The sequence below is a fragment of the Micromonospora fluostatini genome (genome assembly GCF_050410825.1).
Lineage (GTDB): Bacteria > Actinomycetota > Actinomycetes > Mycobacteriales > Micromonosporaceae > Micromonospora > Micromonospora rosaria.
Map to the genome: position 1 here is coordinate 5,692,475 of NZ_CP191251.1, position 24,513 is coordinate 5,716,987.

Genomic DNA, 24,513 nt, shown 5'->3' on the forward strand with positions numbered 1-24,513 from the left:
GGCCCCGGCCCGGCCACGCTGCCGGAACGGTTCCGCGCCCCTCGGTCTCCGCCGGTTCGTCAGTCCCGGCCGAACACACCCTTCCTGGCACCGGCGACGAAGGCGTGCCAGTCACCCGGAGCGAACATCAACGCCGGCCCGGACCGGTCCTTCGAGTCCCGGACCCCGACGGCGCTGCTCGCGTACGCCACCTCCACGCAGTTGTCACAGTTCGGCCCGCTCTTCGAGCTCTTGAACCAGAACGCCTGCGTCAGGTCCGCGGGGAACCCCTTCGCCACTTCCACAACGGCTCCTCTGCCAGTGTCGCGATGTGTGCAATGGACTCCTCCGGTCCGATGGCCGCTGCTCGAACGTGGTCGAAGATGAAGTTGTACTTCTGCAGTTCGTCGCTCTTCTCCAGGAAGAGCCCACCCGTGGCGTTCTCCGCGTACACGACATCCGGGTCACCGGGCTCGGGGAAACCGAGGATGGTGAACGTGCCGTCCATGCCGGCGTGCGCGCCCGCCGCGAACGGCAATAACTGGAGTGTCACGTTCGGCAATTGCGCCGCCTCCACCAGCCGCCTGAGCTGACCACGCATCACCGCGTCGCCGCCCACCGGCCGGCTCACCACCGCCTCATCGAGCACCGCCCACAGATTGACCGGGTCGTCCTGGGTCAACAACGACTGACGTCCCATTCGGACACGCACCCGTTGGCGTACCTCCTCGGCGGGCAGGTCCGGCCGGGCGAGCCGGATCATCGCGTCGGCGTACTCCTCGGTCTGCAACAGGCCCGAGACCACCTGCTGCTCGTACGTCTTGATCACCCGGGCGGCGTCCTCCAGCCCGACGTACGCGCCGGCCAGGACGTTGTTGTACGGATGCCACCAGCCCTTCTGCCGCGCCTCCCGCGCGAACTGCACCAACTCGTCGCTCTCCGCGCCGTCCACGCCGTAGATCCTGAGCATGTCCCGCACGTCCCGCGGGGTGGCGGTGGTGTGGCCGGTCTCGATCCGGGAGACCTTCGAGGCCGAGCACTCCAGTTGCTCGGCGACCACCTCTATGGTGATGCCCGCCTGCTCCCGCCGGCGGCGGAGTTCCGCGCCGAGCCGGCGGCGTCGGATCGTGGGGCTGCGCCGTTCACTCACGGCCCACCCCGGGGTCTACTGGTCCGAAACCCGGGACACTCGCGCTCACCCGCGCTACCTCCGGTAGATCGCGCCTACGTCGACGCCCGCCGCGGGCGCGCAGGGTCGAACGGCGGGCGATCGTTCGCGGCATGGGGGTGGTGCCGTTCGTCGGCCGGCCGCGACGGCGAAACGGGCGTCCAGTGTGCCGTCATGGATCGAGAGCTTCAAGCGGGCTCGTGTGGTGTGTTCACGTCCGCAAATTCGTTGGGCGTTCACGCATCGGCAAAAGTCGACGTGCAACTTGCATGAATCGCGTCACTCATGCAGTCTGTCCGTGTGGCTCGGGTTACTGACCGTCCCGGTCGACCACCGGACCGGTTCGCTCCGAACGCCCCGCACCAGGGCGATGTGAGCGGCCCTGAGCTGCGGCAACAGATGACGGACTCGCCCCGGGAATGACCCCGCGACCGTAGGCCTGAAGGCTACGGCGGCGGGAGCGGTAGCCGGGTGCGGTCGAGTGATGGTCGGGTGTCGGCACGCCACCAGCGAGCCCGCCCGACCACCACGATCTGCCCACACAGCCGGCCGAAGAGGCACGAGCCTTTGCCGTGCTGTGACCTTCCCTGTCCAGCTTCCCGCCGGCGTGCCCGTCGGCGGATCACTTCTCCAGGAGCCCATGTGCTTCCCCGCTCTGGTGACGTTCTGCACGTGACTCGCGCGGCGAGTGTCCAGTTCCTCCGCCGCCCCATCATGTTCCGGGTGATCCGGGTACACGACTGGCCGACGTACGACGGCTGGCTCTGGCTCGACGGGTACGAGCTGGACGCGACCGGGGACGCGGTCAGCCGCCGGCAGATCTACGTCCAGGCGGTGGGACTGCGCCAGCTCCGGGCCGCGCCGGAGCCGCGTCAGCACACCGTACGGGCCCGCCGGCCGATCGCGCGGACCCCCGTGCGAGTGGGCCTGACCTCGTAGTTCCCGCCCCCGGGGTGGGCCCACCGCCATAGACTCGGTACGCCCACCCCGGCACGCTCCACCCCGCGCGGCCTCAGACCCCGAACCTGGGATGGCCATGCTCAGTCTGCCCGCCACGCCACGACACCGGCTCCGGATCGGCTACGCCCTCGGGCTGCTGGCGGTCCTCGGCGCCGCGACCACCCTGGCGGTCGAGGCGCGGGACCCCGCTCTCTCGGCGACCCGCCTGGAGACCCCGGTACCCGCCCCGGAGATCCCCGTCGTCGAGGAGCCCGGGGCGACCGTCGACCGGTACCCCGATCCGTGGGCGACGAGCCCGGACGGTCCGGCCCGGGGCGGCGCCCCGCTCGGCCCGCCGGAGCAGCCGGTCGCCGGAGCACCCGCCGACCGGGCACCCGCCCCCGGGACCCGGTCCGGCACCGGCGGCGGTACCGCCGTCGGGGCGGCCCGCCCCGAGCCGGGCGGTCGGGCGGACGACGGGCGGTCCCTGTTCTGGTCCGGCGTCGGCGGTCTGGTGATCTCCCTGACCGGCATCGGGTTGCTCGGGGCCAGACGCCGGATGTGGTGAGAGCCGGTCAGGTCACGGTGTGACGGTGGCCGGCGGACCGCTGGTCGGCGCGGTCGTCGGCGCCGAGGCCGGCCCCTCGGAGATCACCAGGGTCACCTCCTGCCCCACCGGTACCGGGGTACCGGCCGCCGGGTCCGTCTCGATCACCGTGCCCGGCCGGGCCGGGGCGCTCCGGTACGTCAGCCGGTACCGCACCCCCAGCCGGTCCAGGATCGTCTCCGCCGTGCCCTGGGCGAGCCCCACCAGCGGCGGCACCGGCACCGTGGCCGAGCCGGTGGTGGGCGCGGTGGTGGCCGGGGTGGTCGTCGGCGGGGTGGTCGCGGGGGTGCTGCCGGGAGTCGCCGAGGTCCGCGTGCCCGTCGTCGGCGCGAGGCTGGGAGCGGCCGTCGGCGACGACTCCGGTTCGGTGTCCCCCGTCGGCTGACTGGCGAGCCACAACCCGGTGCCCACCAGCCCGAGCAGCGCCAACGCGACCAGGCCGAGCAGGATCGGGGTCCACCAGCGGCGGCCGGTGGGCTCGTCGCCGTACCACTCGGCCTCCGGCTCCGGGTAGCCCGGCGGTCGGGGCGGTGGCACGCCGGCCCGGCCCGACCAGGCCGCCGGGGTGCTGCGCTCAGGCGGAAACTGCCGGGTACGGTCGTCGTCTTCTCCGGTGGGTGGCTCCTGGCGGTCGTCGCTCATCGCACGTTCCCTCCGTGCGGGCACCCTGGCCCTCGTGGCCCCACGCTAACCGGCAGGACGGCCCCCGGCCCGGATCAGCGCACACCACCGCGCGTCACGACCCGAACCCGACCCGTGATCAGCGCTCCGCCACGACTCGCCGCGGTCGCCCGGGGCGGTTACGCTCCCCGGCATGGCCAGGGGCTGGGGAGGATCCATCGCCACCGCGACCGGCGTCGCCGCCGGGGCGGGCGCGGCTCAACTGGGCTTCGGCTACGGGCTGGGCATCATCACCTGGGCGCCGGCCGGCACCGCGCCGGAGGAGGCGGCCTGGGTGGCCAGCCTGGCCTGGGCCACCTGGATCGCCGCCACCTCGACCGTCGTCGGCGCGATCGGCGCCCAACGACTGCGGGAGCGACCCGCCGGGCCCGCCACCGACCGCCCGGAGCCGGCCACCGACCCGACCCCGCCGCCCGACGCCGACCGGACCAGCCCCACCGCCACCGGACGGGCCGTCCCCGCTGCTGGCGGGCAGGCCGTTCCCACCACCATCGAACGGGCCGTCCCCGCTGGCGGCGGGCAGGCCGTCCCCGCTGGCGGCGACGGGAGCCCGGTCGGGGCCACCGGGTCGGGCACGGCACCGGCCACCGGAGCGGCGCACACCGCCGACCCGGCCGCCGACGCGACGGGCACCGCCCCGGCCACCGAGCGGGCCGGCACCGCCCCGACCGGTCGGGACACGCCACCGGTCCTCGGCGAGCCCGGTCAGGACCCGGCCCGGGGCGGCACCCTGGGCCGCCTCACGCTGGCCGTCGCCGCCGCGATCGGCGCCCTGACCACCGTCCTGCTGGTGGCCGTACCGGCCCGGGTGGCGGAACTGCCGGGGACCAGCGCCCCGCAGGCCGTCGCCGCCGGGTACGCGGGCGCCGGGGTGCTGCTCGGGTTCCTGGTCGCACTCTGGGCGCTGCACTCTCCCGCCGCCCGGGCCAACCTGGTCGCCACCGTGGCCTGGCTGTGGCTGCTCGCCGTGGCGGCGGTGGTGGACGGGGTGCTCGCCGGGCGTGGACTGAGCACCGCCCAACTCGGCATCTGGCAGCTCAGTGCGGACAACGCCGGTTTCTGGCTGCGGGACTACTTCTACTGGCCCGGTGCCGCGCTGGCGCTGGGCTCCGCCCTGGTCATCGGGGTGTCCGCCGCTCGGCGGTACGCCCGCGACCCCCTGCGCCGGGTCGGCGCGGCGGTCTCCGGGGCGGCCGGGCCGCTGCTGGTCGCGGTGGCGTACTTCCTGGTCGTACCCCGGCTGGGAACGCTCGGCGCCGAGCAGGTGTCGGCCCACCTCGTCGCCCCGTACGCGGTCATCGTCGGGGCGGGCGCGTCGGCACTGGTGGCCGCCCTGGGCCAACGGTCCGCCACCCGCGCCGCCGGACGACGGGCCCGCGCACAGCGCACCGGGTCGGCACGCCCCTCCCCGGCCGCCTTCGCCCCCGATCCGCTGCCCGCCGCCGTACCCTCGACGGCACCCGCACCGCGCCTGACCGCCGGTCCCACCGACCCGCCGCGCCCCGACACCGCCCCGACCGCCCCGGCACCGGATGAACCCGCCCCGGCTGCGCACGGGACCGGCCCGGTGTCACGCGGGTCCGCCCTGGAGGGCCCCGATCCGGTCAGCCCGGCCGATCCGGTCAGCCCCGCCGAACCGGTCAGCCCCGCCGAACCGGTCAGCCCCGCCGAACCGGTCGGCCCCGCCGGCCGCCCGGCCACCCGCCCGGCCGCCCCGAGACCGCGCACCCGTACCGCGTCGACGCCGGGCCGGACCGCGAGCGACCCGGCGACGGGCGGCCGGGCCACCGGGGCCGGTGACGCCTCGGCGGCCGGGTCGGGCGGTCAGCCGGACGCCGCGCCACCGGACGGATCGACGGTCACCCCGGAGCCGACCGCCGAGGCACCCACCGGCCCCGCCGACGCAGCGGCGCCCAAGCCCCGCACACCCCGCGCCGGCCGCCGAACCCGCTGAGCCGACCCCCTGCTCGGCGGGCCGACCACCGGCCGGCCCCCAGCACCAGAGCGGGCCCGCCACCGGCCCCCTGGACCGGGCACCGGACCCCAGCGACCGGTGGTGGGGCCGCCCGCGCGGCGGCCCCACGGCGGGACGGTCAGTCCACCGGCCAGGTGTGCACGGGCTCGTTGCCGCCCTGCAGCTCCGCGTACCGCTGCACCATGTGGTGCAGGGCGGCGTCCCGGTCCAGGCCCCGGTTCCGCTCGGCGGACAGCACCGTCTCGGTCTGCCAGACCGCGCCGTTGCGTCCCGTCCGGCAGCGCTGCTCGATGATGCCGAGCAACCGGTCCCGCTCGGCCGGGGCGACGCCGAACCGGTCCAGCCCCGCGGCGGCCTGCGGCAGCAGCACGTCGAGCACGAGGGTGGTGACCGGCACCTCGCCGAGCCGGGGCCAGTGCAGGGTCGCCCCGATGCCGCGCCGGGCTGCGGCGTGGAAGTTCTCCTCGGCGGAGCTGAACGGGAGCTGGCTCCAGATCGGCCGGTCCGCCTCGGCCAGCCCCCGGGCCAGCCCGAAGTAGAAGGCGGCGTTGGCGAGCATGTCCACCACGGTCGGCCCGGCCGGCAGCACCCGGTTCTCCACCCGCAGGTGCGGGCGGCCGTCCATGATGTCGTAGACCGGCCGGTTCCAGCGGTAGACGGTGCCGTTGTGCAGCCGGAGTTCGGCCAGCTCGGGTACGCCACCGGCGTGCAGCACCTCGACCGGGTCCTCGTCCTCGACGATGGGCAGCAACGGCGGGAAGTACCGGACGTTCTCCTCGAAGAGGTCGAAGATCGAGGTGATCCACTGCTCGCCGAACCACACCCGGGGCCGTACCCCCTGGGCCTTCAGCTCGTCGGGCCGGGTGTCGGTGGCCTGCTGGAAGAGGGCGATCCGGGTCTCCGCCCAGAGCTGCCGGCCGTACAGGTAGGGCGAGTTGGCCCCGACCGCGACCTGGACGCCGGCGATGGCCTGGGAGGCGTTCCAGTAGTCGGGGAAGCTGTCCGGCGCGACCTGGAGGTGGACCTGGAGGCTGGTGCAGGCCGATTCCGGGGCGATCGAGTCGGTGTGCGTCTGGAGCCGTTCCACGCCCCGGATGTCCAGCTCGATGTCCTCGCCCCGGGCCCCCACGATCTGGTCGTTGAGCACCCGGTACCGCTCGGCGGTGGAGAGGTTGTCGGCCACCAGGTGCCGCTCGGTGAGGGTGGGCAGGATACCGACCAGGAGGATCCGCGCGTCCGACTTCGCCGCCCGCTCGTCGGCCCGGCTGAGGCTGCTGCGCAGGTCCTTCTCGTAGTCGGTGAAGCCGGTGCCCTCGATCAGCCGGGGCAGCGCGTTCAGCTCCAGGTTGAACTGGCCCAGCTCGGTCTGGAACAGCGGGTCGGCGATCTCGGCCAGGATCTCGTCGTTGCGCATCGCGGGCTCGGCGGCCGGGTCCGCCAGGTTGAGTTCGATCTCCAGGCCGGTCATCGGCCGGTCGGCGTCGAACCCGAAGTCGTCGAGCATCAACGCGAAGACGTCCAGGCACCGACGGACCTTCTGCCGGTAGCGGACCCGGTCCTCCCGGGAGTAGGCGCGTTGCGCGACATCCTTGCCCATCTGTTCCTCCCGGCGGGTGGCGCGACCGGAACGCACCGTCCCGAGAGCGCATTGTGAAGCATCCACCGTATGAGCGGCAGCGTGCCCCGGCCACCGGTGACGGGCGGCTCCGCCCCGCCTGACGTCGATCGGGAGAGAATCGTCACCCGCCCGCATGGCAGCGGCGCGAGCTGGGAAAACAACCGGGCCCGCGCGTCGTCGACGACGCGCGGGCCCGGTGCCGGTCGCGGGTCAGGCCTGCCGGATGGCCTCGCCCTCGATCTCGATCTTGACCTTCTTGCCGACCAGCACGCCGCCGCCCTCCAGGGCCACGTTCCAGGTCAGACCGAAGTCCTCCCGGTCGATCTCGGTGCTGGCGGTGAAGCCGAAGATGTCCTGTCCGAACGGGCTGCGGCCGACGCCCTCGAACTCGACGGCCAGGTCGACCGGGCGGGTGACGCCCCGGATGGTCAGCTCGCCGGAGAGCACGAACTCGTTGCCGTTCTGGGACTTCACGCCGGTGCTGCGGTACTCCAGCGTGGGGTGGGTCTCCACGTCGAGGAACTCGGGGCTGCACAGGTGCGCGTCCCGGTCGCCCTGGGCGGTGGTCAGGCTGGCCGCCTGGATGGTGGCGCTGACCGAGGAGGCCAGCGGGTCCTCGGCGACGGTGATCGTGGCGGTGGCCTCGGTGAACTCACCGCGCACCTTGCTGACCATCATGTGCCGGGCGACGAACCCGACGCGCTTGTGCGCCGCGTCCAGCAGGTAGGTGCCGGGGGTGGGGATGGTGAGGCCGTTCCAGTCGCGGGTGACCGCGTCGGTGTTGACGGTCATGGCACTGCCCTCCAAGAGAGGTGTACGAGCGAATCAACGTTTGCGTCAGCAACTATAGCTACAGCAATATTCCTCGTGTCAAGTACTGCTATGCTGGACCGGTGAACCAGAACGTCTTCGACGACCCCCGCATCACGGCCGTCGGCCTGCTCGTCGAGGCGCACGCCGGGCTGTCGGCCCGGTTCGCCGCCCAGTTGGAGGAGCACGGCCTCTCGTCGGTCGAGTTCGAGGTGCTGACCCGCCTCGCCCGCTCGCCGGGCAACCAACTGCGGATGACCGATCTTGCCGCGCAGACCTCCCTCTCCACCAGTGGCGTGACCCGGGTGGTCGACCGGATGGAGCGCGACGCCCTGCTCTGCCGGCGCGCCTGCCCCAACGACCGGCGCAGTTCGTACGCGGTGGTCACCCAGGCCGGGCTGGAGCGGCTGGACGACGTCCTCCCCGGCCACCTGCGGATCATCGAGCAGTGGTTCACCGGCCAGCTCGACCCGGCGGCCCTGGCGGCCCTGCTCGACGGCCTGCGTCAGGTACGGGACGCGGTGCACCCGGGGGCGACCGCCGGCAGCACCGAGCTGCCACCCCACCTCGCCCGACCACGGGACGAGGGCTCCGCCACCTGACCGACCCGACAGCGGGGCCGGGGCCGGGCACCGGCAGAAAGACCGGCAGAACTAACGGGGAGCGACGGAATAGGCCCACAAAAGGGGCGTAAAGGCTTTACAGCGGTGGCTAGTCTTCACCATGCGGGGGAGCACCGGGGGATGCCGGCGCGAGCGATGGGCGAGGACATATCAGGGGGCATATCGCTCGCGCCACCCTCCGGAGGAGGTTACCCGACTCCGGTGAGGACCAACGTACCGCGTCACCGTCAACGCGTACAGTAACCCCTCCTCGTGCGGCAGCAGTCGGATGCCACTCTCCTGACAGACCTGGTCGAGCCGGTCCAGCACCCCGACGTCCGTCGTGCTCGCGGCCAGCCCCACCAGCGCCTCCACCACGTCCCGACGGTCCTGGCCGTCACCACCTGCGTCGGCGGCCACGGCGAACCACTCCGCCGCCAGGTCCCGGTCACCCCGCAGCAGCGCGATGGTGCCCTCGACCAACGCGCCCACGCCGTCCTCCGGAGGGCCCGTTGACCCCACCGGGTCCGCCCGACCGGCCGACGGCGACCCGGACGGGCCGGCCCGGGTACGCAGTTCGCGGAGCACGTCGGTCGCCTCGGCCGCCCGGCCGTCCTGCGCCAGCGCCAGGCCGACCGTGCCGAGCACCCGCCGGTGGTACCCCGGGTCGCCCAGGTCGGCCAGCGCCGCCGCGACCTGCCGGCCCTGCTCCACCGCGTCGGCGTACCGGCCCTCCAGCCGGGCCACCTCGGCCAGGTTGGCCCGCGTCAGCAGGCGCAGCCGCTGGTCGGCGCACTGCGCGGCGAGCCGCCCCGCGGCGGCCAACCGGCGCCGGGCCCCGGACAGGTCACCGACCCGGATGTCGTGCCAGGTGAGGTTGTTCTGCGCCACCGCCATGTCCCGGATCCGCCCGGTCCGGGCGGCGAGGACCAGCACCTTCTCCGCCTGCTCCCGGGCCTCGTCGTGGGCGCCGGTGGCGATGAGCAGCGAACAGAGCACCGTCCGGGCCGCCAACTCCCCGCCGACGTCCCCGGCGACCCGGAAGGCGGCCAGGGCGGTACGGGCGTGGGCCACCTCCTCGACGCCGGCCCGGCGACCGGCGGTCAGTTCCGCCGCCCCGAGCAACGCCCAGGCACGCAGGACCGGATCGACGTCGGCGGTGCGGGGGTCGGCCAGCAACCGGCACAGCCACTGCCGCCCGGCCGCCTCCCGCCCCCGGAACCGCCACCACCCGGACAGGCCGGCCGCCAGCAGGAGCGCGGTCTCCGGCTCGTCGGCCGCCGCGTGTTCCAGCGCCGAGGCGATGTCGGCGGCGACCTCGTCCAGCCGGCGGGCCGCCCCCGGGAGGCCCGGCCCGACCAGATCGGGCGCGGTACGCCCGACGAGGCGGGCGACCACCTGGGCGTGCCGGCGGCGGATCGCCCGCGCCTCGCCGGCCTGGTCGGCCTGCTCGGCGGCGAACGCCCGGACCAGGCCGACCAGCCGGAACCGGAACGGGCCGCTGGCGGAGACGTCGAGCAGGCCCAGGTCGTGCAGCCGGTCCAGCACCGGGACCGGATCGACCGTCACGGTGCCGTCCGCGTCGGCCTCGTCGGCGAGCAGTTCCTCGGCCAGGTCCACGGACCACCGGTGGTGGAACGCGGCGAGCCGGCGCAGCGCCTCCCGCTCCGGCGGAGTGAGCAGCCGGTAGCTGTCCGCCAGCGCCTCCCGCAGGGTCACCACCGCCGGGCCGGTGGCGTCCCGCCCGGCGGCTGCCTGACCCGGCGGCGGCCATCCCGTCCGCTGCGCCGGCCCGGCCAGGTCGAGCACCCGGTCGCCGTACCGGGCGAGCAGTTCGGTGAGGTCGAGGATCCGGGTCCGGGCGGCCATCAGCTCGATGGCCAGTGGCAGGCCGCCGAGCCGCCGGGCGAGGGCGGCCAGGGCCGGCAGCTCCGCCGGGGTCGGCGGCTCCCGCCGGACCTGGGCCAGGCGGGTGGTGAAGAGCGCCACCGCCGGGTACGCCGCGAGCGCCACCGCCCCCTCCCCGTCGGCCTCCGGCGGCGGTACGCCGAGCGGGGCGACCGGCCGGACCCGTTCCCCCGGCACCCCGACCGGTTGCCGGCCGGTGACCAGCAGCCGGATCTGCGGAACGAGCGACGGGAGCCGGAACAGCGCCTCGGCCACCCCCTCCGGTGCCCCGTGCGCGCCGTCGAGCAGCAGCACCGCCGGGCGGCCCGCGAGCCGGGTGGCGAGGTCGTCGACGTGGTCCGCCCCGAACGCCGCCGCCACGGCCGCCAGGACGTCGTCGGCGTCCGCGCCCGCGCCGACCGGCACTCCGGCGGCCCCGGCCGGGTACCGCGTCGCCACCGCGTGCGCGACCGTCAGGGCCAGCGCGGTCTTCCCCACCCCGGCCAGCCCGACCAGGCCGACCAGCCGGGGGCCGTACGGGTCGATCAGGAGCTGGACCAGCTCGGCGACCTCCCGGTCCCGGCCGACCAGCACGGGCCCGGCGGGCAGCGCCGGAGGACCGTCGGAGCCGGCGGCCGGCGCGACGCGCTCGGGCCCGGCGGCGGCTCCCCGGGCGACGGCCATGAAGGCCGTCCGGGCCGGGCCGGTCAGCGCCAGCGCACCGACGAGCAGCTCGACGGTGGTGCGCTGCGGGCGCGACGAGTGCCCCCGCTCCAGGTCCCGTACCGTGCGGACGCCGACGCCGGCCCGGGTGGCCAGCTCGGCCTGGGTCAGACCGGCGGCCAGCCGGTGCCGCCGCAGCAGGTCCGGCAGGTGGACACCACCGGCCGCGCCCACCCCTTGATCATGGCCCGGAGTCATGGCCCCCGACCCTACGGGCCGCTGTCGACAGCGGGCAGGGCAGCGTCGGGCACCCGACCCTGACCTGCCGAAACCCGACAGCCGGCCGGCTCGTCGCATTGATCACGATCTGCCCGGTCGGATTGATCAGGATTTTCGGAGCAGGCAGGATGCCGGCATGGTGGACGACGACCTGCCCGGTGGCCTGGGTGTCTGGCGGGCCCGCTGGCTGGTGCTGCGCCACGGCGGGGCACTCGGGCCGGTGGTGTACGGCGCGGTCGCGGTGGCCCTCGCCCCGCTGTTCCTGCTCTGGCTCGCCGTGCTGGCCCTGGTCGACCAGGTGACCGTCCGGTGGGGCAACCGGGACGGGGTGCCGGTCACCCCGGAGACCCACCCCGAACTGTCCGCCCTGGTGGCGGAGGTCGCCCGGCACCTCGGCACCGAGCCGCCCGACCGGGTGCTGTTGTCCGCCGAGCCGGTGATCGAGGCCGAGGTGACACACGGGCAGCGGTGCCTGCGGATCGGTCTTCCGGTGCTGGCCTGTCTCAGCCGGACCGAACTGCGGGCCGTCCTGGGCCACCGGCTCGCCCTGCTGCGAAACCGGCGGGCGGGACTCGTCGTACCGCTGGTCACCGTCTGGACGGACGCGGTGCGCGACAGCACGGACGAGACCGGGCGGAAGCTGCGCCGGGCCACCCGGCTCCGCCGGGAACTGGACGCCTTCGCCGCGCAGGTGCAGCGGGACGCGGACGCGGCGGCGGCCACCGTGGCCGGTGGCGGCGAGCCGGCCGCCCGCGCGACCGCGCTGGCGCACGTGGTGGCGCAGACGTACCTCGACGACTTCCTGGACCTGCTCGGCGTGCCCGAACGGAACCTGTGGCGGCGGGGCGTGGGCGTCCGTGACCTGGACGACGGGTGGCGTCGGGTGGTGCACCGGGGCCTCGGCGAGTCCGACTGGGACGAGGAGACGGCCGACCTGCTGGCGACGATCCACCCCGGCCTGGCCGGGCCGGTACGGGCACTGGGCACCACGCCCCTGACGGTACGGCCGAGCCCGGACCCGGTGCCGGTCCCGCCGCTCACCCCACGCCAGCAGCGCCGGCTCGTCCGCCGGTTGCTCGGCATCCCGTTCCCGGAGTCCCTGCGGTGGACCACCTTCGCCGAGGCCCCGGACGCCTGGTGGCGGCGGCGGGCGACCCGGGACGCCGACTCGGTCCGCGCCGACGTGGCCACCGTCCTCGGTCGGGAGCCGGTCGACGACCTGGAGGTCTACCAGGTGGTCCGGACCCGGACCCGGGAGGTGCTGGCCGCCGCCTTCGACATCCCGGTGGCGGACCTGGCGGACGAGCAGCCGTACGACGACGATGACCCGCCCGGCGCCCTGGTGTTCCTGGTCGAGGACGCCCTGCTGCGGCGCGGGTGGCGGCTGGAGCACCCGGCCGTCCGGGGCGTCCTGGTCGACCCGGCCCGCGACCGGGTGGACGCCCGGCAGGTGCTCGTCGCCGCCGCCGGTGACCCCTCGGCCCTGCGCCACTGGCTGACCGCCAGCCCCTCCACCTGACCCGTCCCCGCCGGCTCCCCGCCCTGGCCGGGGTCCGCCACCGGCTGGCCGCCGGCCCCTCACCCTGGCCGGGGTCTGCGGCAGCCCTTCGGCCTGACCGGGGGCCGCGTCGGCCCTCAGGCTGACCGGGCCGCGTCGGCCCCTCAGCCTGACCCGGCCCGGCGGGCCCCGGCGGGCTCTCGCCCCTCAGGTCCCGCCGTGCCGATGCCCGGCGGCGTCCCTCGCTCCGGTCCTCGTCCAGCGCAGGGTGACGGTGAGAAGGGGCACCTTCTCTACCGAAGGCGTTAATAAGGGGCCCTTCCTTTCACAGCCCCAGGTCGCGGGCGATGATCATGCGCTGGACCTCGGAGGTGCCCTCGCCGATCTCCAGGATCTTGGAGTCCCGCCAGAACCGGGCCACCGGGTACTCGTTCATGAAGCCGTACCCGCCGTGGATCTGGGTGGCCTCCCGGGCGTTGTCCACCGCGATCGTGCTGGCGTGCAGCTTGGCGATGGCCGCCTGCCGCTTGAACGGCTCACCGGCGAGCATCCGGGCCGCCGCGTCGTAGTACGCCAGGCGGGCGGTGTGCGCCTTCGCCTCCATGTCGGCGATCTTGAACTGGATGGCCTGGTAGTTGCCGATCGGCTGGCCGAAGGCGTGGCGCTCCCGGGCGTACTTGATCGACTCGTCGACGCAGCCCTGGGCGAGTCCGACCGCGAGGGCGGCGATGGCGATCCGCCCCTCGTCGAGGATCCGCAGGAACTGGGCGAAGCCCCGCCCCCGCTCACCGAGCAGGTTCGCCGCCGGCACCCGGCAGTCGTCGAAGGTCAGCTCGTGGGTGTCCGAGGCGTTCCAGCCCACCTTGGAGTACCCGGGCGCGACGGTGAAGCCGGGGGTGCCGGAGGGGACGATGATGGTGGACAATTCCTTGGCCCCGTCCGGCCGGGTGCCGGTGACCGCGGTGACGGTGACCAGACTGGTGATGTCGGTACCCGAGTTGGTGATGAACGCCTTCGAGCCGTTGATCACCCACTCGCCGGTCCGCTCGTCCAGCACCGCGCGGGTCTGGGTGCCCCCGGCGTCCGAGCCGAACCCGGGCTCGGTGAGACCGAACGCGGCCAGCGCCTCGCCGCTGGTCAGCTTCGGCAGCCAGCGCGCCTTCTGCTCGTCGGTGCCGAAGCGGTAGATGGGCATCGCGCCGAGGGAGACCGCCGCCTCCAGGGTGATCGCCACACTGGAATCGACCCGGGCCAGTTCCTCCAGGGCGAGGCAGAGCGCGAAGTAGTCGCCGCCCATGCCGCCGTGCTCCTCGGGGAAGGGCAGCCCGAACAGCCCCATCTTCCCCATCTGCCGGACGACCTCGTACGGGAAGGTGTGCTGCTCGTAGTGCTCGGCGATCACCGGGGCGACCACCTCGCGGGCGAAGTCCCGGACGCTGTCCCGCAGCGCCTCCTGCTCCTCGGTGAGCCGGAAGTCCATCTGATCCTCCTGTGTGGCTGAGCCGCCGGGCGCTCGTGACGCCGGGACGGGTGGTCCGTGCCACTCGACCCCGACCATCGGTGGGATCGGGCCGAGCTGCTCGTTGGCGGGGCCGACCGGGTGCGGCCGACGGGGGGTGCGGGCGGCCGGGGTGCCGACCGTCGGGCCGGGTGGCGGGCCCTCCGATGCGGGCGACCGGGGTGCCGGCCCTCGGGAGGGGGCGGGCTGGGTGCCGGGTGCGGCCGGGCGGCGGGGTGGGCCCGGCCGGGGGTCAGACCGGGGTGACGCCGTGCCGGCGACGGGAGAAGGACCGGTCCTTGCCCCGGGCGGCGGCGAACCGCCGGACCAGCTCGGCGCGCAGGTCGTGCGGCTCGACGACCGTGTCGATGACCAGTTCACTGGCGAGCCGGACCAGGTCGATGTCCCGCTCGTACTCCTCGCGCTTCACGGCGACGAAGGCGGCCCGCTCGGCCTCGTCGCCGATCGCCGCGATCTTGTTGGCGTAGACCGCGTTCACTGCGGCCTCCGCCCCCATCACCGCGATCTTCGCGGTGGGCAGCGCGATCGTCGCGTCCGGTTCGAAGCCGGGGCCGGCCATCGCGTACAACCCCGCGCCGTACGCCTTGCGCACCACCACGCAGATCTTGGGTACCGTCGCCTCGGAGATCGCCGTGATCATCTTGGCGCCGTGCCGGATGATGCCCTGCTTCTCCACCGCGCTGCCCACCATGAACCCGGGCACGTCGGACAGGAACAGCAGCGGCACGTTGAACGCGTCGCAGAGCTGCACGAACCGGCTGGCCTTGTCGGCCGAGTCGACGAAGAGCACCCCGCCCTTGAACATCGAGTTGTTCCCGACCACGCCGACGACCTCGCCGTTCAGCCGGCCGAAGCCGATGGTCAGCTCCTTGGCCCAGAGCGCCTGGATCTCGAAGAAGCTGCCCTCGTCGAGCAGGCCCTTGACGTACCGCCGCATGTCGAAGGCCTGCCGCTCGCTCACCGGCACCAGCGCGGCCAGGTCGACCTTCGCGGGCGCCTCGGCGGCCGGCGCGACCGGCGGGGCCTGGGTCCAGTTCGCCGGCAGGTACGACAGGTAGCGCCGGACCACGTCGAGCGCCTCGGCCTCGGTCTTGCAGAGGAAGTGCCCGACGCCGGACTCGGCGCAGTGCACCTTCGCCCCGCCCATCGCCTCCAGCGTGGTCTTCTCGCCGGTGACCATCTCGACCATCCGGTCCGAGCCGAGGTACATGCTGGCGTTGCCGTCCACCATGGCCACCACGTCGCAGAACGCCGGAATGTACGCCCCACCGGCGGCGCTCGGCCCGAACAGCGCGCAGACCTGCGGGATCGAGCCGGAGGCGCGGACCTGGTTCCAGAAGATCTTGCCGGCACCGCGCCGACCGGGGAACAGGTCGACCTGGTCGGTGATCCGGGCCCCGGCCGAGTCGACCAGGTAGACCATCGGCACGCCGGTCGAGTACGCCCGCTCGATGACCCGGATGATCTTCTCGACGGTCCGCGCGCCCCAGCTTCCCGCCTTGACCGTCGAGTCGTTGGCCATCAGGCAGACCTGCCGACCGTCGATGGTGGCGGTGCCGGTGACCACACCGTCGGCGGGCAACCCGTCGGCCAGCGCGTTGGCGTAGAGGCCGTCCTCCACGAAGGAACCCTCGTCGACCAGGTACGCCACCCGCTCCCGGGCGAACAGTTTGCCCTTGGCCGCGTTCGCCGCATGGTACTTGTCCGCGCCGCCGGCCCGAGCCCGCTTGCGGAGCTGCTCCAGTGCCTCACCGTCGAGCGTCACGCCGACCCCCTACCCCGCCACACCGACCTGAACGATCGTTAGGCTATCCCATCCCCACCCCCTCCGGCGACCCCCGCCCCACCCCACCCCCACCCCACCCCGCCCCGCCCCCGGCGGTCGATCATGGAGTTGGCGGCGTTTTCCGGCCGGGAAGTGCCGCCAACTCCATGATCAACGGGGTGGGCGGGGGGTGGGGGCGGGACCGGGGTGGGTGGGGTGGGGGGCAGGGGCAGGGGTGGGGGTGGGGTTAGTGGGGGGTTAGGCGGGTGCGGGGGCCGGCTCGGAGGACGCCGGAGGGGAGGGGCTTGCCGACCAGGCGTTCGGCGAGTTCGGCGGCCTCGATCAGGGCGTCCAGGTCGATGCCGGTGTCGATGCCCAGGTCGTGCAGCATGTGCACGGCCTCCTCGGTGGCCAGGTTGCCGCTCGCCCCGGGGGCGTACGGGCAGCCGCCGAGCCCGCCGACGCTGGCGTCGAACTCGGTCACCCCGAACTCCAGCGCGGTCAACAGGTTCGCCAGGGCGGTACCCCGGGTGTTGTGGAAGTGCAGCAGCACCGGTACGTGCGCGTTGCGGTCGCGGACCGCGGTGAGCAGGTCACGGACCCGACGTGGGGTACCCATGCCGGTGGTGTCGCCGAACGCGACCCGGTCCGCGCCGTCGCGGACCACCCGGTCGACGATGCCGGCGACCCGCGCCGGGTCGACGTCCCCCTCGTATGGGCAGCCGAAGCTGGTCGCCACGATCACCTCGACGGTGGCGCTGGCGCCGTGCAGCAGGTCGATCAGCTCGGCGATGTCGTCCAGCGACTCGTCGGTGGAGCGGTTCACGTTGCGCCGGTTGTGCGTGTCGCTGGCCGAGACGACCACCTCGATCTCGGTGAAGCCGGCGGCCAGGGCGCGCTGCGCGCCCCGGGTGTTCGGCACCAGCGCCGAGTAGCGCACCCCGTCGACCCGGGTGGCCCGCTGCCACACCTCGTCGGCGTCGGCCATCTGCGGGATCGCCTTCGGGTGCACGAAGGAGACCGCCTCGATCCGCCGGACGCCGGTGCCGGAGAGGGTGTCCAGCAGCCGTACCTTGGCCTCGGTCGGGATCGGGTCCTCGTTCTGGAGCCCGTCGCGCGGCCCGACCTCACGGATCGACACGAAATCTGGCATCTCGGTCATGCGTCACCTCACTGTGACCCGGTGGCCACCCGCCGACGAGTGGCCGCGTAGCTGGTGGTGCTGCCTACAGGGAAGCAGAGCCGACCCGGCCGCCGCCACCGTCGGGCGTTCCCGGCTACCAGTGGCGGAACCCGACCAGCCGGACAGCCGGTGCGACCCACGCCGCGCCGGGGTCGTCCGTCCGGCCGACGCTCGTGGACCCTCCGCCGGATCGACCGGCCGGAAGGCCGGAAACGCCTCCGCCCACAGGTGCCCTGACGGCTCGGATCGATACCTTGGTGCCGGCGCGACGAGGGGGCAGGTGGACACCCACCCCCTCGGCGGCCCGCCTCCGGAGTCAGCGCTGGGACGGTCCTTCCAAGAGCTCCGCAGCGCACCGGAGTACGGCCGGGAGGACGCCGACGTACGCGGCGACGTCCTCCTGGCCTACGACAAGCGCCACCATCAGCGCGCCCTCGACGCACACGGCGAATGCGCGTAGCCTTTCGCCCCCGCGTCGGCCGTGGGGCGACCCACACGGCTCGATGTGGCTCATTTCGTAGTCACTCGCTATCCCCGTCTCACCGACGGCCGGGATCCGTGGAATTTCCACGAACCATTCGTGGGGTCGCCCGGAGTCCCGGTTCCGGCACCGGGTGACGGCCGCACACGTGACCCAACGAGGCGGTCGGCGTGGCGCGTCTTGGTTGTGGCCGGCTTGCGCGAGCCCGCCCGGCCAAAGTGGAGCATCGCGCGGTCGATCTGCCGCGACGGGAGGGCCGTACGGCCACCGCGAGTGCGCGCAGGGCCCGGGGACGGACCGTCCCGACCGGACAACCACCCGGCCAGAAATTGACTGACGACGCAGCCACGGGGTGTGCACCCTTGACCCGGGACGGTAAGAATGTTTCCGCGTCATGTGCTCTTGGAAGGACCGACATGACAGTGGAAAATTCTGTGCCGTCTCACCGAAAGGGTCGCCCGACTGGTACCGGCGGAAGCCATCAGCGGCACCGACTCGCCGACCGGGCCAGCCTGGCCGAGGCGTACACGAGTCGGCACGGGCTGGAGGTGGCGGCGTACGCCCTGGCGGCACGGGATCTCGTGGAGGGCTGCGGGGCGATTCGCCCGGTCGACACCTGGAGTCAGGTCGCCAACGAGATCTGTGCCGGGAGACCGAAGCGGGATCGGGAGCGCTTCCGCAAGCGGCTGTCCCGGCACTTCACGCCGGAGACGAAGGGTCCGCCGTGGCAGACCGTCGAGCTCGTGGCCGGGGTGACCGTACCGGACCGCTCGCAGCGGGAAGCCAAGCTGAAGCACCTGGCCCTGCTGCACAGGAAGGCCCGGGGTGACTGGCCGTCGGACTGGCGTCCCAGGCACGCGGACGGCTCACGGCCACCGCAGAACCAGCCACCGCAGAACCGGCCCCCACAGACGACCGGTCCGGCCCGGTCCGGTGCCGGTCCGGGCCAGGGATCCGAAGGCGACGAGCTGTCCTGGTGGAAACGCCGGTGCGCCGGGCTGGAGCAACAGCTCACGGAGAGCCGGGCGGCGCTGGCGACCAGCCAGGGGCAGGTGACGGCCCTCCGGGTGGAGGTCGAACGGTTACGGGGCAGGCAGGTCAACGCCGGGTCCGAGGAGCCACCACGACATCGGGGGGCGGCGGGCCGACGCGACGCCCGCAACGAGGGGCACTTCCCAGCCGGCCAACCCGCCGGCGGACCGCACACGGGACGGGATCCCGCGCGCCTGGACACCGCGACACCCCAGCCGCCGATCGCCGTCGAGGCCGACTACTGGACACGGACGGTCCCACCACCGGACCGGGCCCCGGCCCCGGTCCCGAGGCGCTCGGCCGACGCCCGACGGTTCGGGCCGGGCACCCCGCGACCGGGTCTTCCGTTGCCCCGCCCCTGACCGTCCCCGTCGGCCCGGCCGGACCGGCGGGGACGGTGGTGGCCACCCCGCCTGTCGACCTGTCAGGGGCGGAACCGGGTCAGCGCATCCGGCCGACGATGCCGGTGTCGTAGTCGCCGGAGCGGAACTCGTCGTTGTCGAGCAGTTCGGCGAAGAAAGGTAGGTTGCACTTCGGTCCGGCGACCTCGAACCCTGCCACGGCGGCGCGGGCCCGCGCGATCGCCTCGTCCCGGGTGTCGGCGTGCACGACCAGCTTGGCCAGCAGGCTGTCGTAGAACGGGGTCACGGTGTTGCCCGCGACGTACCCGGAGTCGACCCGGACCCCCTCGCCGGCCGGCTCGTTCCAGGTGGCGATCGTCCCGGGGCCGGGCAGGAAGCGCTTCGGGTCCTCGGCGTTGATCCGCAGCTCGATGGCGTGCCCGCGCGGGGTGAGCGTGGCCGGGTCGACGGTGGGGGCCAGGCCGGCGGCCACCCGCAACTGCTCCTCGACCAGGTCGACGCCGTACACCAGCTCGGTCACCGGGTGCTCGACCTGGAGCCGGGTGTTCATCTCCAGGAAGAAGAACTCGCCGGTGGCGGGGTCGAGCAGGCACTCGACGGTACCGGCGTTGCGGTAGCCGACCGCCTCCCCGGCCCGGACCGCCGCCGCCAGGAGGCGTTCGCGCAGCTCCGGGTCGACCGCCGGGGAGGGGGACTCCTCGACCAGCTTCTGGTTGCGCCGCTGCACCGAGCACTCCCGCTCGCCGAGGGCCACCACCCGGCCGTCGGCCAGGCCGAGGATCTGCACCTCGACGTGGCGTACCCGGGGGAAGTACCGCTCGATCAGCACCGAGCCGTCGCCGAACATCCGCTCGGCGAAGGCCCGCACCTTGTCGTACTCGGTGCGCAGCGCGGCCTCGTCGGTCGCCACGCCCATGCCCATGCCGCCGCCACCGGCGGCGGCCTTCACCATCACCGGGTAGCCGATCCCGGCGGCGGCCGCCACCGCCGCGTCCAGGTCGGCCGCCGGCTCGGTGGTGCCGGCCGCGACCGGGACCCCGGCCGCCGCCATCAGGTTCCGGGCGTTGATCTTGTCGCCCATCGCGGTGATCGCGTCCGCGCCGGGCCCGACCCAGATCAGGCCGTTCGCCTCGACGGTACGGGCGAAGTCGGCGTTCTCCGACAGGAAGCCGTACCCGGGGTGGATCGCCTGCGCGCCGGTGGACTTCGCGGCGGCGAGGATCGCGTCGGTGTTGCGGTAGCTCTGGGCCGGGTTCGCCGGCCCCACGCAGACCGCCTCGTCCGCCTCGGTGACGAACGGCAGCGCGGCGTCGGCCTCGGAGTGCACCGCGATGGTCCGGATCCCGAGCCGTCGTGCGGTCCGGATGATCCGACGAGCGATCTCGCCACGGTTGGCGACGAGCAACGACTCGATCATGTATTCCTCCAGCGTCCAGGGGTGGGGACGGGAGTCAGGGAACCACGACCCGGCGGTCGTCCACCAGCCGTCAGGACTGCGGGCTGGCGAGCAGGGCGGCGAGGGTGGCGGCGCGCAGCAGCTCGGCGCGGCGCCGACGGTCCACCTCACCGCCGAGGAACGGGGTCGAGTTCATCAGGCCGAAGGCGGCGTGTGCGAGCACCCGGGCCTCCTCGGCGGGGAGCCCGGCGTGCAGCGCGGTCAGCACCGTCACCCACTCCTCCACGTAGAGCCGCTGCAACCGGCGGATCTCCCGCCGGGGCTCCTCGGGCAGCCGGTCCAGCTCGTGCAGGTGCAGGGCGATCACGGCCGGGTTGGCCAGGGCGAATTCGACATGGAAGGTGATCAGGGACTCGACCGCCGCCCGGGGGTCCTCCGCGTGCCGCAGGGCCCGCTCCCGGCCACCGGCGAGCAGCCCCTCGCTGACCGGCACGAGGGCGGCGACCAGCATCGCCTCCTTGCCGGCGAAGTGGTGGTATAGGGCCGGGCCGGTCACCCCGGCGGCGGCACCGATGTCGTCCATCGACACGCCGTGGTAACCCCGCGAGGCGAAGAGCCCGACCGCGATCCCGAGGATCTCGTCGCGTCGCGAGCGTCGCCTACTCCGCCCCGGGGCCGCCCGGGTCTGCTGCTCGACCGTCACTCGATCAGCGTAGTCCCCGATCGACCCTTCGTGGTGGACCGGACGCGGGCCGAGACCGGACCGTACCCCGCGCGGATCGGACTGCTCGCCGGACATGTCGGATACAACCCTCCTAACCTGAGACGGTGACGCAGCGCAGCGACGGTCCGGTGGTGACCATCGGCACGCCGGGCCGACCGGGACGACCCCTGCCGCTGGCCGGCGCGTTGCTCTGCGGGGCGGCCGTCATCGACATCGTGGCGAGCCTCGGCGACCTCACCACGACCCAGTACGGCAGCCTCAGCCGGGAGGGGGTGGTGCTGCACGACATCTCCGGTTGGCTCCGGGCGCACCTGGTGGTCGGGGTGCTCCTCGGGTTGGCCGGGATGGTCGCCCCGCTCGGCCGGGTCTGGTCGACCTGGGCGGCCCTCGTCGCGGTGGCGCTCGGGGTGCTGACGGACCTGGTGACCGGGCCGTTCCACCCGGTGCAGGCGCTGATGACGACCGGGCTCACGCTGGCCGCCGGCCGACTGCTGGTCAAGCACGGCCGGCTCAGGTGTTAGGAGGGGTCCCTTTCAAGCGCGTACGCGCTTGAAAGGGACCCCTCCTAACCACTCGGCTCAGCCGGTGAGGCCGCCGGGCTGGTCGCCCTTGACGACGGGGGCCCGGACCAGGTTGCCCCACTCGGTCCACGAGCCGTCGTAGTTGCGCACCTGCGGGTACCCGAGCAGGTGCCGCAGGACGAACCAGGTGTGGCTGGACCGCTCACCGATCCGGCAGTACGCCACCACGTCGTCGGACGGGCTCAACCCGAGCTGGTCGGTGTAGATGGCGCGCAGCTCGTCGGCGGCCTTGAAGGTGCCGTCCTCGTTCGCCGCCGACTTCCACGGCTTGCTCACCGCGCCCGGGATGTGCCCGCCGCGCAGCGCGCCCTCCTGCGGGTAGTCCGGCATGTGCAGCATCTCGCCGGTGTACTCGCCCGGCGAGCGGACGTCGACCAGCGGCCGACCGGCGGCGATGTGCGCCATCACCTGCTCCCGGTACGCCCGGATCGGCGCGTCGTTGCGCGCCGGCACCGGGTACTCGGCGCGGGGCCGGGTGACCTTCTCCCGGGTCACCTCCCGCCCCTCGGCGATCCACTTCTGCCGGCCGCCGTCGAGCAGCCGGACGTCGGCGTGGCCGAAGAGCGAGAAGACCCAGAGGGCGTACGCGGCCCACCAGTTGAAGTTGTCGCCGTAGAAGACGACCGTGTCACCCCGGCCGATGCCCTTCGCGGCGCACAGTTCGGCGAAGTCGGCCGCGTCCAGGTAGTCCCGGGTCACCTGGTCGTTCAGCTCGGTGTGCCAGTCGACCTTGACGGCACCCGGGATGTGCCCGGTGTCGTAGAGCAGCACGTCCTCGTCGGACTCGACGACGACGAGCCCGTCGTCGCCCAGGTGCTCGGCCAGCCACTCCGTGCTGACCAGCCGCTGCGGGTCGGCGTACGACTGGAAACGGGGATTCGGATCACTCGGCACAGGCATGGGCCCCAACCTACGCCCGTCGCCCCGGGTCAGGTGGTGCGATGCAGGAGGCGGCCGGCGACGACGGTGGCCAGGCAGGTGCCGTCGGGGGTGAAGACGGCCAGGTCGGCGCGGACGCCGACGGCGAGGACCCGGGGAGCGGGGGTGGCCGGAACGGCCACGTGGCTGCGCAGCGCCGCCGCCCGCAGGTCGGGATCGGTGAGCCGGGCGGCGGGCACGGCGGCCACGCCCAGCCGGAACAGCGCGTGCACCCGCTCCCGTGGGGTCGGGGCCGCCGGCAGGGGCCCGTCGTGCACCAGCGCCGGCCCGAGGGTGCCGGCCCAGTGCCGCACCCGCACCTGCGGATACGCCTCGGTCAACTCGTCGAGCGGGCCGACGGCCTCGACCCGGTCACCGGAGACCAGCACCCCCTGACCGGGGCGCGGCTCGGCGTCCGGGGCGGTCCGCAGCAGCGTGCCGGCGTGGATCGTCCGCACGTCAGTCGGCGTCGACCGGGCCGAGCAGCGGGCGCTTGGCGGTCACCAGGTCGCCGGAGGAGCGGCCGGTGAGCCGACGCCGGATCCACGGGGCCAGGTGCTGCCCGGCCCAGCGCAGGTCGGCGGCGCGGGCGGCGAGCCACGGCGACGGCTCCGGGCGCGGCGGCACCAGCAGCCACTCCTCGTCGCAGCCGACGCCGAGCGCGGTGAGCACCTGGGCGGCCACCCGGCGGTGCCCGGCCGCGGAGAGGTGCAGCCGGTCGGTGCTCCAGAGCAGCGGGTTGAGGTACGTGTCGTCGGCGTACAGGTCGACCAGGATCGCCCCGTGCCGCTCTGCGGTCTCCCCGACGGCCTGGTTGAGCAGGGCCACCCGGGGCGCGACGAGCCGCTGGCCGGGCAGCCGGGCCATCAGGTCGGCGAACCGGAACAGCACCACGTCGGCCCCGCTCGCCCGCAGCTCACGGACCACGTCGTCGAAGCGGGAGACCAGCGTCTCCGGGTCGAAGCTGCGGCGCAGCACGTCGTTGCCGCCGGCCGCGAAGCTGATCAGGTCGGGCTTCATGGCCAGCGCGGCGGGCACCTGCTCGGCCACCACGTTCGGGAAGAGACGCCCCCGGATCGCCAGGTTGGCGTACCCGAAGTCCGGGCCGGCCTCGACGGCCAGCCGGGTGGCGACCAGGTCCGCCCAGCCCCGGTACGTCCCGTCCGGGTACGCGTCGTCCATGCCCTCGGTGAAGCTGTCCCCGACCGCCACGTAACTGCGCCAGCGCACTGAAACCCTCCGCTTCGCGGGTGTAAGGAGGGGCCCCCTGTTAACGCCTACGGTAGTAAAAGGGGCCCTTCCTAACGCCAGGGACAGTCTGGCACCCGCCGCGCCGGGGACGCCGGCACCGCCCCGGGAACGTGAGGGAGTTCATCGGCGGCGATCCCCGGCCGGACCCGACCGACGGTACGGGGCCCAGGAGACGAAACGTTCGAACAGGTCGCGTGGGGTCGGCCCGTCGTGCGGGTTGAGCCGGAACAGGTCGTGCGAGGCCTCGTGGTACAGCCCCGAGAGGTAGACCGCCAGGTTCACCGGCTGCTCCGCGTACTCGATGGTGAGCAGCAGCCGGGCCTCGGCGCACGGCCACGGCCCACCGCAGGCCCGGCACAGCCACAACGGCCGCAGCGGCAGGTGCGGCGGCCGGTCCGCCGGGCAGGCGCGGGGCCGGTCGGGGTAGGGCCCGAGCCGGGGTACCGGCCACCCGTCGCGCGTCACCACCCGCGTCCCCGGGCGGCCCGCCAACGACGGAACGGGTTGGGCATGTCGACCTCCTCGCATCGTGACCACTGTGTGACAGTCTGCTGACGGCGGCGCTACCGCCGGAAGCCGTCGAGGCCGGTCGGGG

At 73.9% G+C, this 24,513-nt stretch carries 22 protein-coding genes; 7 read left to right on the top strand and 15 right to left on the bottom strand.

Features of this window, described 5'->3' with window-relative positions; translation table 11 throughout:
* Nucleotides 1-59: 59 nt before the first annotated feature.
* Both ACQUFX_RS25270 and ACQUFX_RS25275 read right to left on the bottom strand, forming a co-directional pair.
* Nucleotides 60-284: a DUF397 domain-containing protein gene (locus ACQUFX_RS25270; RefSeq protein WP_083978404.1), complete on the bottom strand. Its 225-nt coding sequence runs from the start codon at nucleotides 282-284 to the stop codon at nucleotides 60-62.
* Nucleotides 251-1,129, bottom strand: coding sequence for a helix-turn-helix domain-containing protein (locus ACQUFX_RS25275; protein WP_067364049.1), 879 nt, complete (start codon nucleotides 1,127-1,129; stop codon nucleotides 251-253). The genes ACQUFX_RS25270 and ACQUFX_RS25275 overlap by 34 nt, the downstream gene beginning before the upstream one ends.
* A gap of 660 nt (nucleotides 1,130-1,789) precedes the next feature.
* On the opposite strand from ACQUFX_RS25275, the gene ACQUFX_RS25280 reads away from it, so the two are divergent.
* Together ACQUFX_RS25280 and ACQUFX_RS25285 are read left to right on the top strand one after the other, a co-directional pair.
* On the top strand, nucleotides 1,790-2,086 hold the full coding sequence (locus tag ACQUFX_RS25280; protein ID WP_428962751.1) for a hypothetical protein: 297 nt from the start codon (nucleotides 1,790-1,792) through the stop codon (nucleotides 2,084-2,086).
* A gap of 91 nt (nucleotides 2,087-2,177) precedes the next feature.
* Nucleotides 2,178-2,654, top strand: coding sequence for a hypothetical protein (locus tag ACQUFX_RS25285; RefSeq protein WP_428962752.1), 477 nt, complete (start codon nucleotides 2,178-2,180; stop codon nucleotides 2,652-2,654).
* A gap of 12 nt (nucleotides 2,655-2,666) precedes the next feature.
* Here the strand turns inward: ACQUFX_RS25285 and ACQUFX_RS25290 are convergent, their stop codons facing one another.
* Nucleotides 2,667-3,335, bottom strand: coding sequence for a PASTA domain-containing protein (locus ACQUFX_RS25290; RefSeq protein WP_428962753.1), 669 nt, complete (start codon nucleotides 3,333-3,335; stop codon nucleotides 2,667-2,669).
* Between the two features lie 172 nt (nucleotides 3,336-3,507).
* On the opposite strand from ACQUFX_RS25290, the gene ACQUFX_RS25295 reads away from it, so the two are divergent.
* Nucleotides 3,508-5,328 (top strand): hypothetical protein, encoded by a 1,821-nt coding sequence (locus ACQUFX_RS25295; protein WP_428962754.1) that lies wholly within the window; start codon nucleotides 3,508-3,510, stop codon nucleotides 5,326-5,328.
* Nucleotides 5,329-5,467: 139 nt separating this feature from the next.
* On the opposite strand, the gene ACQUFX_RS25300 is transcribed toward ACQUFX_RS25295, so the two are convergent.
* Nucleotides 5,468-6,946 carry a glutamate--cysteine ligase gene (locus ACQUFX_RS25300; RefSeq protein WP_428962755.1) on the bottom strand — a complete coding sequence of 493 codons (1,479 nt, stop codon included), beginning with the start codon at nucleotides 6,944-6,946 and terminating at the stop codon, nucleotides 5,468-5,470.
* Nucleotides 6,947-7,177: 231 nt separating this feature from the next.
* Nucleotides 7,178-7,759 carry a YceI family protein gene (locus ACQUFX_RS25305; protein WP_428962756.1) on the bottom strand — a complete coding sequence of 194 codons (582 nt, stop codon included), beginning with the start codon at nucleotides 7,757-7,759 and terminating at the stop codon, nucleotides 7,178-7,180.
* Nucleotides 7,760-7,860: 101 nt separating this feature from the next.
* Between ACQUFX_RS25305 and ACQUFX_RS25310 the strand changes: the two genes are divergently transcribed.
* The gene (locus ACQUFX_RS25310) at nucleotides 7,861-8,379 is read left to right on the top strand and encodes a MarR family winged helix-turn-helix transcriptional regulator (RefSeq protein ID WP_428962757.1); all 519 of its coding nucleotides are present in this window, start codon (nucleotides 7,861-7,863) and stop codon (nucleotides 8,377-8,379) included.
* 171 nt (nucleotides 8,380-8,550) lie between these two features.
* Here ACQUFX_RS25310 and ACQUFX_RS25315 read toward each other — a convergent pair whose 3' ends face one another.
* A complete protein-coding gene (locus tag ACQUFX_RS25315; protein ID WP_428962758.1) occupies nucleotides 8,551-11,187 on the bottom strand; it encodes an ATP-binding protein in 2,637 nt (878 codons plus the stop codon).
* Between the two features lie 157 nt (nucleotides 11,188-11,344).
* On the opposite strand from ACQUFX_RS25315, the gene ACQUFX_RS25320 reads away from it, so the two are divergent.
* Nucleotides 11,345-12,727, top strand: a complete 1,383-nt coding sequence (locus ACQUFX_RS25320) for a M48 family metallopeptidase (protein ID WP_428962759.1) — start codon at nucleotides 11,345-11,347, stop codon at nucleotides 12,725-12,727.
* A 304-nt stretch (nucleotides 12,728-13,031) separates the two neighbouring features.
* On the opposite strand, the gene ACQUFX_RS25325 is transcribed toward ACQUFX_RS25320, so the two are convergent.
* The 3 genes from ACQUFX_RS25325 to ACQUFX_RS25335 all read right to left on the bottom strand — a co-directional run bounded on the left by ACQUFX_RS25325 (nucleotide 13,032) and on the right by ACQUFX_RS25335 (nucleotide 17,152).
* Nucleotides 13,032-14,186, bottom strand: a complete 1,155-nt coding sequence (locus ACQUFX_RS25325; protein WP_428962760.1) for an acyl-CoA dehydrogenase family protein — start codon at nucleotides 14,184-14,186, stop codon at nucleotides 13,032-13,034.
* Between the two features lie 271 nt (nucleotides 14,187-14,457).
* Nucleotides 14,458-15,990: an acyl-CoA carboxylase subunit beta gene (locus ACQUFX_RS25330; RefSeq protein WP_428962761.1), complete on the bottom strand. Its 1,533-nt coding sequence runs from the start codon at nucleotides 15,988-15,990 to the stop codon at nucleotides 14,458-14,460.
* Between the two features lie 247 nt (nucleotides 15,991-16,237).
* On the bottom strand, nucleotides 16,238-17,152 hold the full coding sequence (locus ACQUFX_RS25335) for a hydroxymethylglutaryl-CoA lyase (RefSeq protein WP_428962762.1): 915 nt from the start codon (nucleotides 17,150-17,152) through the stop codon (nucleotides 16,238-16,240).
* Nucleotides 17,153-18,088: 936 nt separating this feature from the next.
* Between ACQUFX_RS25335 and ACQUFX_RS25340 the strand changes: the two genes are divergently transcribed.
* Complete coding sequence (locus ACQUFX_RS25340) at nucleotides 18,089-19,048, top strand: hypothetical protein (protein WP_428962763.1); 960 nt, start codon at nucleotides 18,089-18,091, stop codon at nucleotides 19,046-19,048.
* 79 nt (nucleotides 19,049-19,127) lie between these two features.
* Here the strand turns inward: ACQUFX_RS25340 and ACQUFX_RS25345 are convergent, their stop codons facing one another.
* A complete protein-coding gene (locus tag ACQUFX_RS25345) occupies nucleotides 19,128-20,465 on the bottom strand; it encodes an acetyl-CoA carboxylase biotin carboxylase subunit (protein ID WP_428962764.1) in 1,338 nt (445 codons plus the stop codon).
* A gap of 70 nt (nucleotides 20,466-20,535) precedes the next feature.
* A complete protein-coding gene (locus ACQUFX_RS25350; RefSeq protein ID WP_428962765.1) occupies nucleotides 20,536-21,147 on the bottom strand; it encodes a TetR/AcrR family transcriptional regulator in 612 nt (203 codons plus the stop codon).
* A gap of 125 nt (nucleotides 21,148-21,272) precedes the next feature.
* Between ACQUFX_RS25350 and ACQUFX_RS25355 the strand changes: the two genes are divergently transcribed.
* Nucleotides 21,273-21,689 (top strand): DUF7144 family membrane protein, encoded by a 417-nt coding sequence (locus ACQUFX_RS25355; protein ID WP_428962766.1) that lies wholly within the window; start codon nucleotides 21,273-21,275, stop codon nucleotides 21,687-21,689.
* Nucleotides 21,690-21,746: 57 nt separating this feature from the next.
* On the opposite strand, the gene ACQUFX_RS25360 is transcribed toward ACQUFX_RS25355, so the two are convergent.
* The 4 genes from ACQUFX_RS25360 to ACQUFX_RS25375 form a co-directional block, all read right to left on the bottom strand.
* The gene (locus ACQUFX_RS25360; RefSeq protein WP_428962767.1) at nucleotides 21,747-22,649 is read right to left on the bottom strand and encodes a sulfurtransferase; all 903 of its coding nucleotides are present in this window, start codon (nucleotides 22,647-22,649) and stop codon (nucleotides 21,747-21,749) included.
* 29 nt (nucleotides 22,650-22,678) lie between these two features.
* The gene (locus ACQUFX_RS25365) at nucleotides 22,679-23,125 is read right to left on the bottom strand and encodes an imidazolonepropionase-like domain-containing protein (RefSeq protein ID WP_428962768.1); all 447 of its coding nucleotides are present in this window, start codon (nucleotides 23,123-23,125) and stop codon (nucleotides 22,679-22,681) included.
* Between the two features lies 1 nt (nucleotide 23,126).
* The gene (locus tag ACQUFX_RS25370; RefSeq protein ID WP_428962769.1) at nucleotides 23,127-23,897 is read right to left on the bottom strand and encodes an SGNH/GDSL hydrolase family protein; all 771 of its coding nucleotides are present in this window, start codon (nucleotides 23,895-23,897) and stop codon (nucleotides 23,127-23,129) included.
* A gap of 141 nt (nucleotides 23,898-24,038) precedes the next feature.
* A complete protein-coding gene (locus tag ACQUFX_RS25375) occupies nucleotides 24,039-24,383 on the bottom strand; it encodes a hypothetical protein (protein WP_428962770.1) in 345 nt (114 codons plus the stop codon).
* Between the last annotated feature and the right edge of the window lie 130 nt (nucleotides 24,384-24,513).

Coding starts and splice junctions, on each gene's coding strand:
- ACQUFX_RS25285 (WP_428962752.1), top strand. CDS start 2,178: ATGGCCATGCTCAGTCTGCCCGCCACGCCACGACACCGGCTCCGGATC.
- ACQUFX_RS25290 (WP_428962753.1), bottom strand. CDS start 3,335: ATGAGCGACGACCGCCAGGAGCCACCCACCGGAGAAGACGACGACCGT.
- ACQUFX_RS25295 (WP_428962754.1), top strand. CDS start 3,508: ATGGCCAGGGGCTGGGGAGGATCCATCGCCACCGCGACCGGCGTCGCC.
- ACQUFX_RS25300 (WP_428962755.1), bottom strand. CDS start 6,946: ATGGGCAAGGATGTCGCGCAACGCGCCTACTCCCGGGAGGACCGGGTC.
- ACQUFX_RS25305 (WP_428962756.1), bottom strand. CDS start 7,759: ATGACCGTCAACACCGACGCGGTCACCCGCGACTGGAACGGCCTCACC.
- ACQUFX_RS25315 (WP_428962758.1), bottom strand. CDS start 11,187: ATGACTCCGGGCCATGATCAAGGGGTGGGCGCGGCCGGTGGTGTCCAC.
- ACQUFX_RS25320 (WP_428962759.1), top strand. CDS start 11,345: ATGGTGGACGACGACCTGCCCGGTGGCCTGGGTGTCTGGCGGGCCCGC.
- ACQUFX_RS25325 (WP_428962760.1), bottom strand. CDS start 14,186: ATGGACTTCCGGCTCACCGAGGAGCAGGAGGCGCTGCGGGACAGCGTC.
- ACQUFX_RS25335 (WP_428962762.1), bottom strand. CDS start 17,152: ATGACCGAGATGCCAGATTTCGTGTCGATCCGTGAGGTCGGGCCGCGC.
- ACQUFX_RS25345 (WP_428962764.1), bottom strand. CDS start 20,465: ATGATCGAGTCGTTGCTCGTCGCCAACCGTGGCGAGATCGCTCGTCGG.
- ACQUFX_RS25360 (WP_428962767.1), bottom strand. CDS start 22,649: ATGCCTGTGCCGAGTGATCCGAATCCCCGTTTCCAGTCGTACGCCGAC.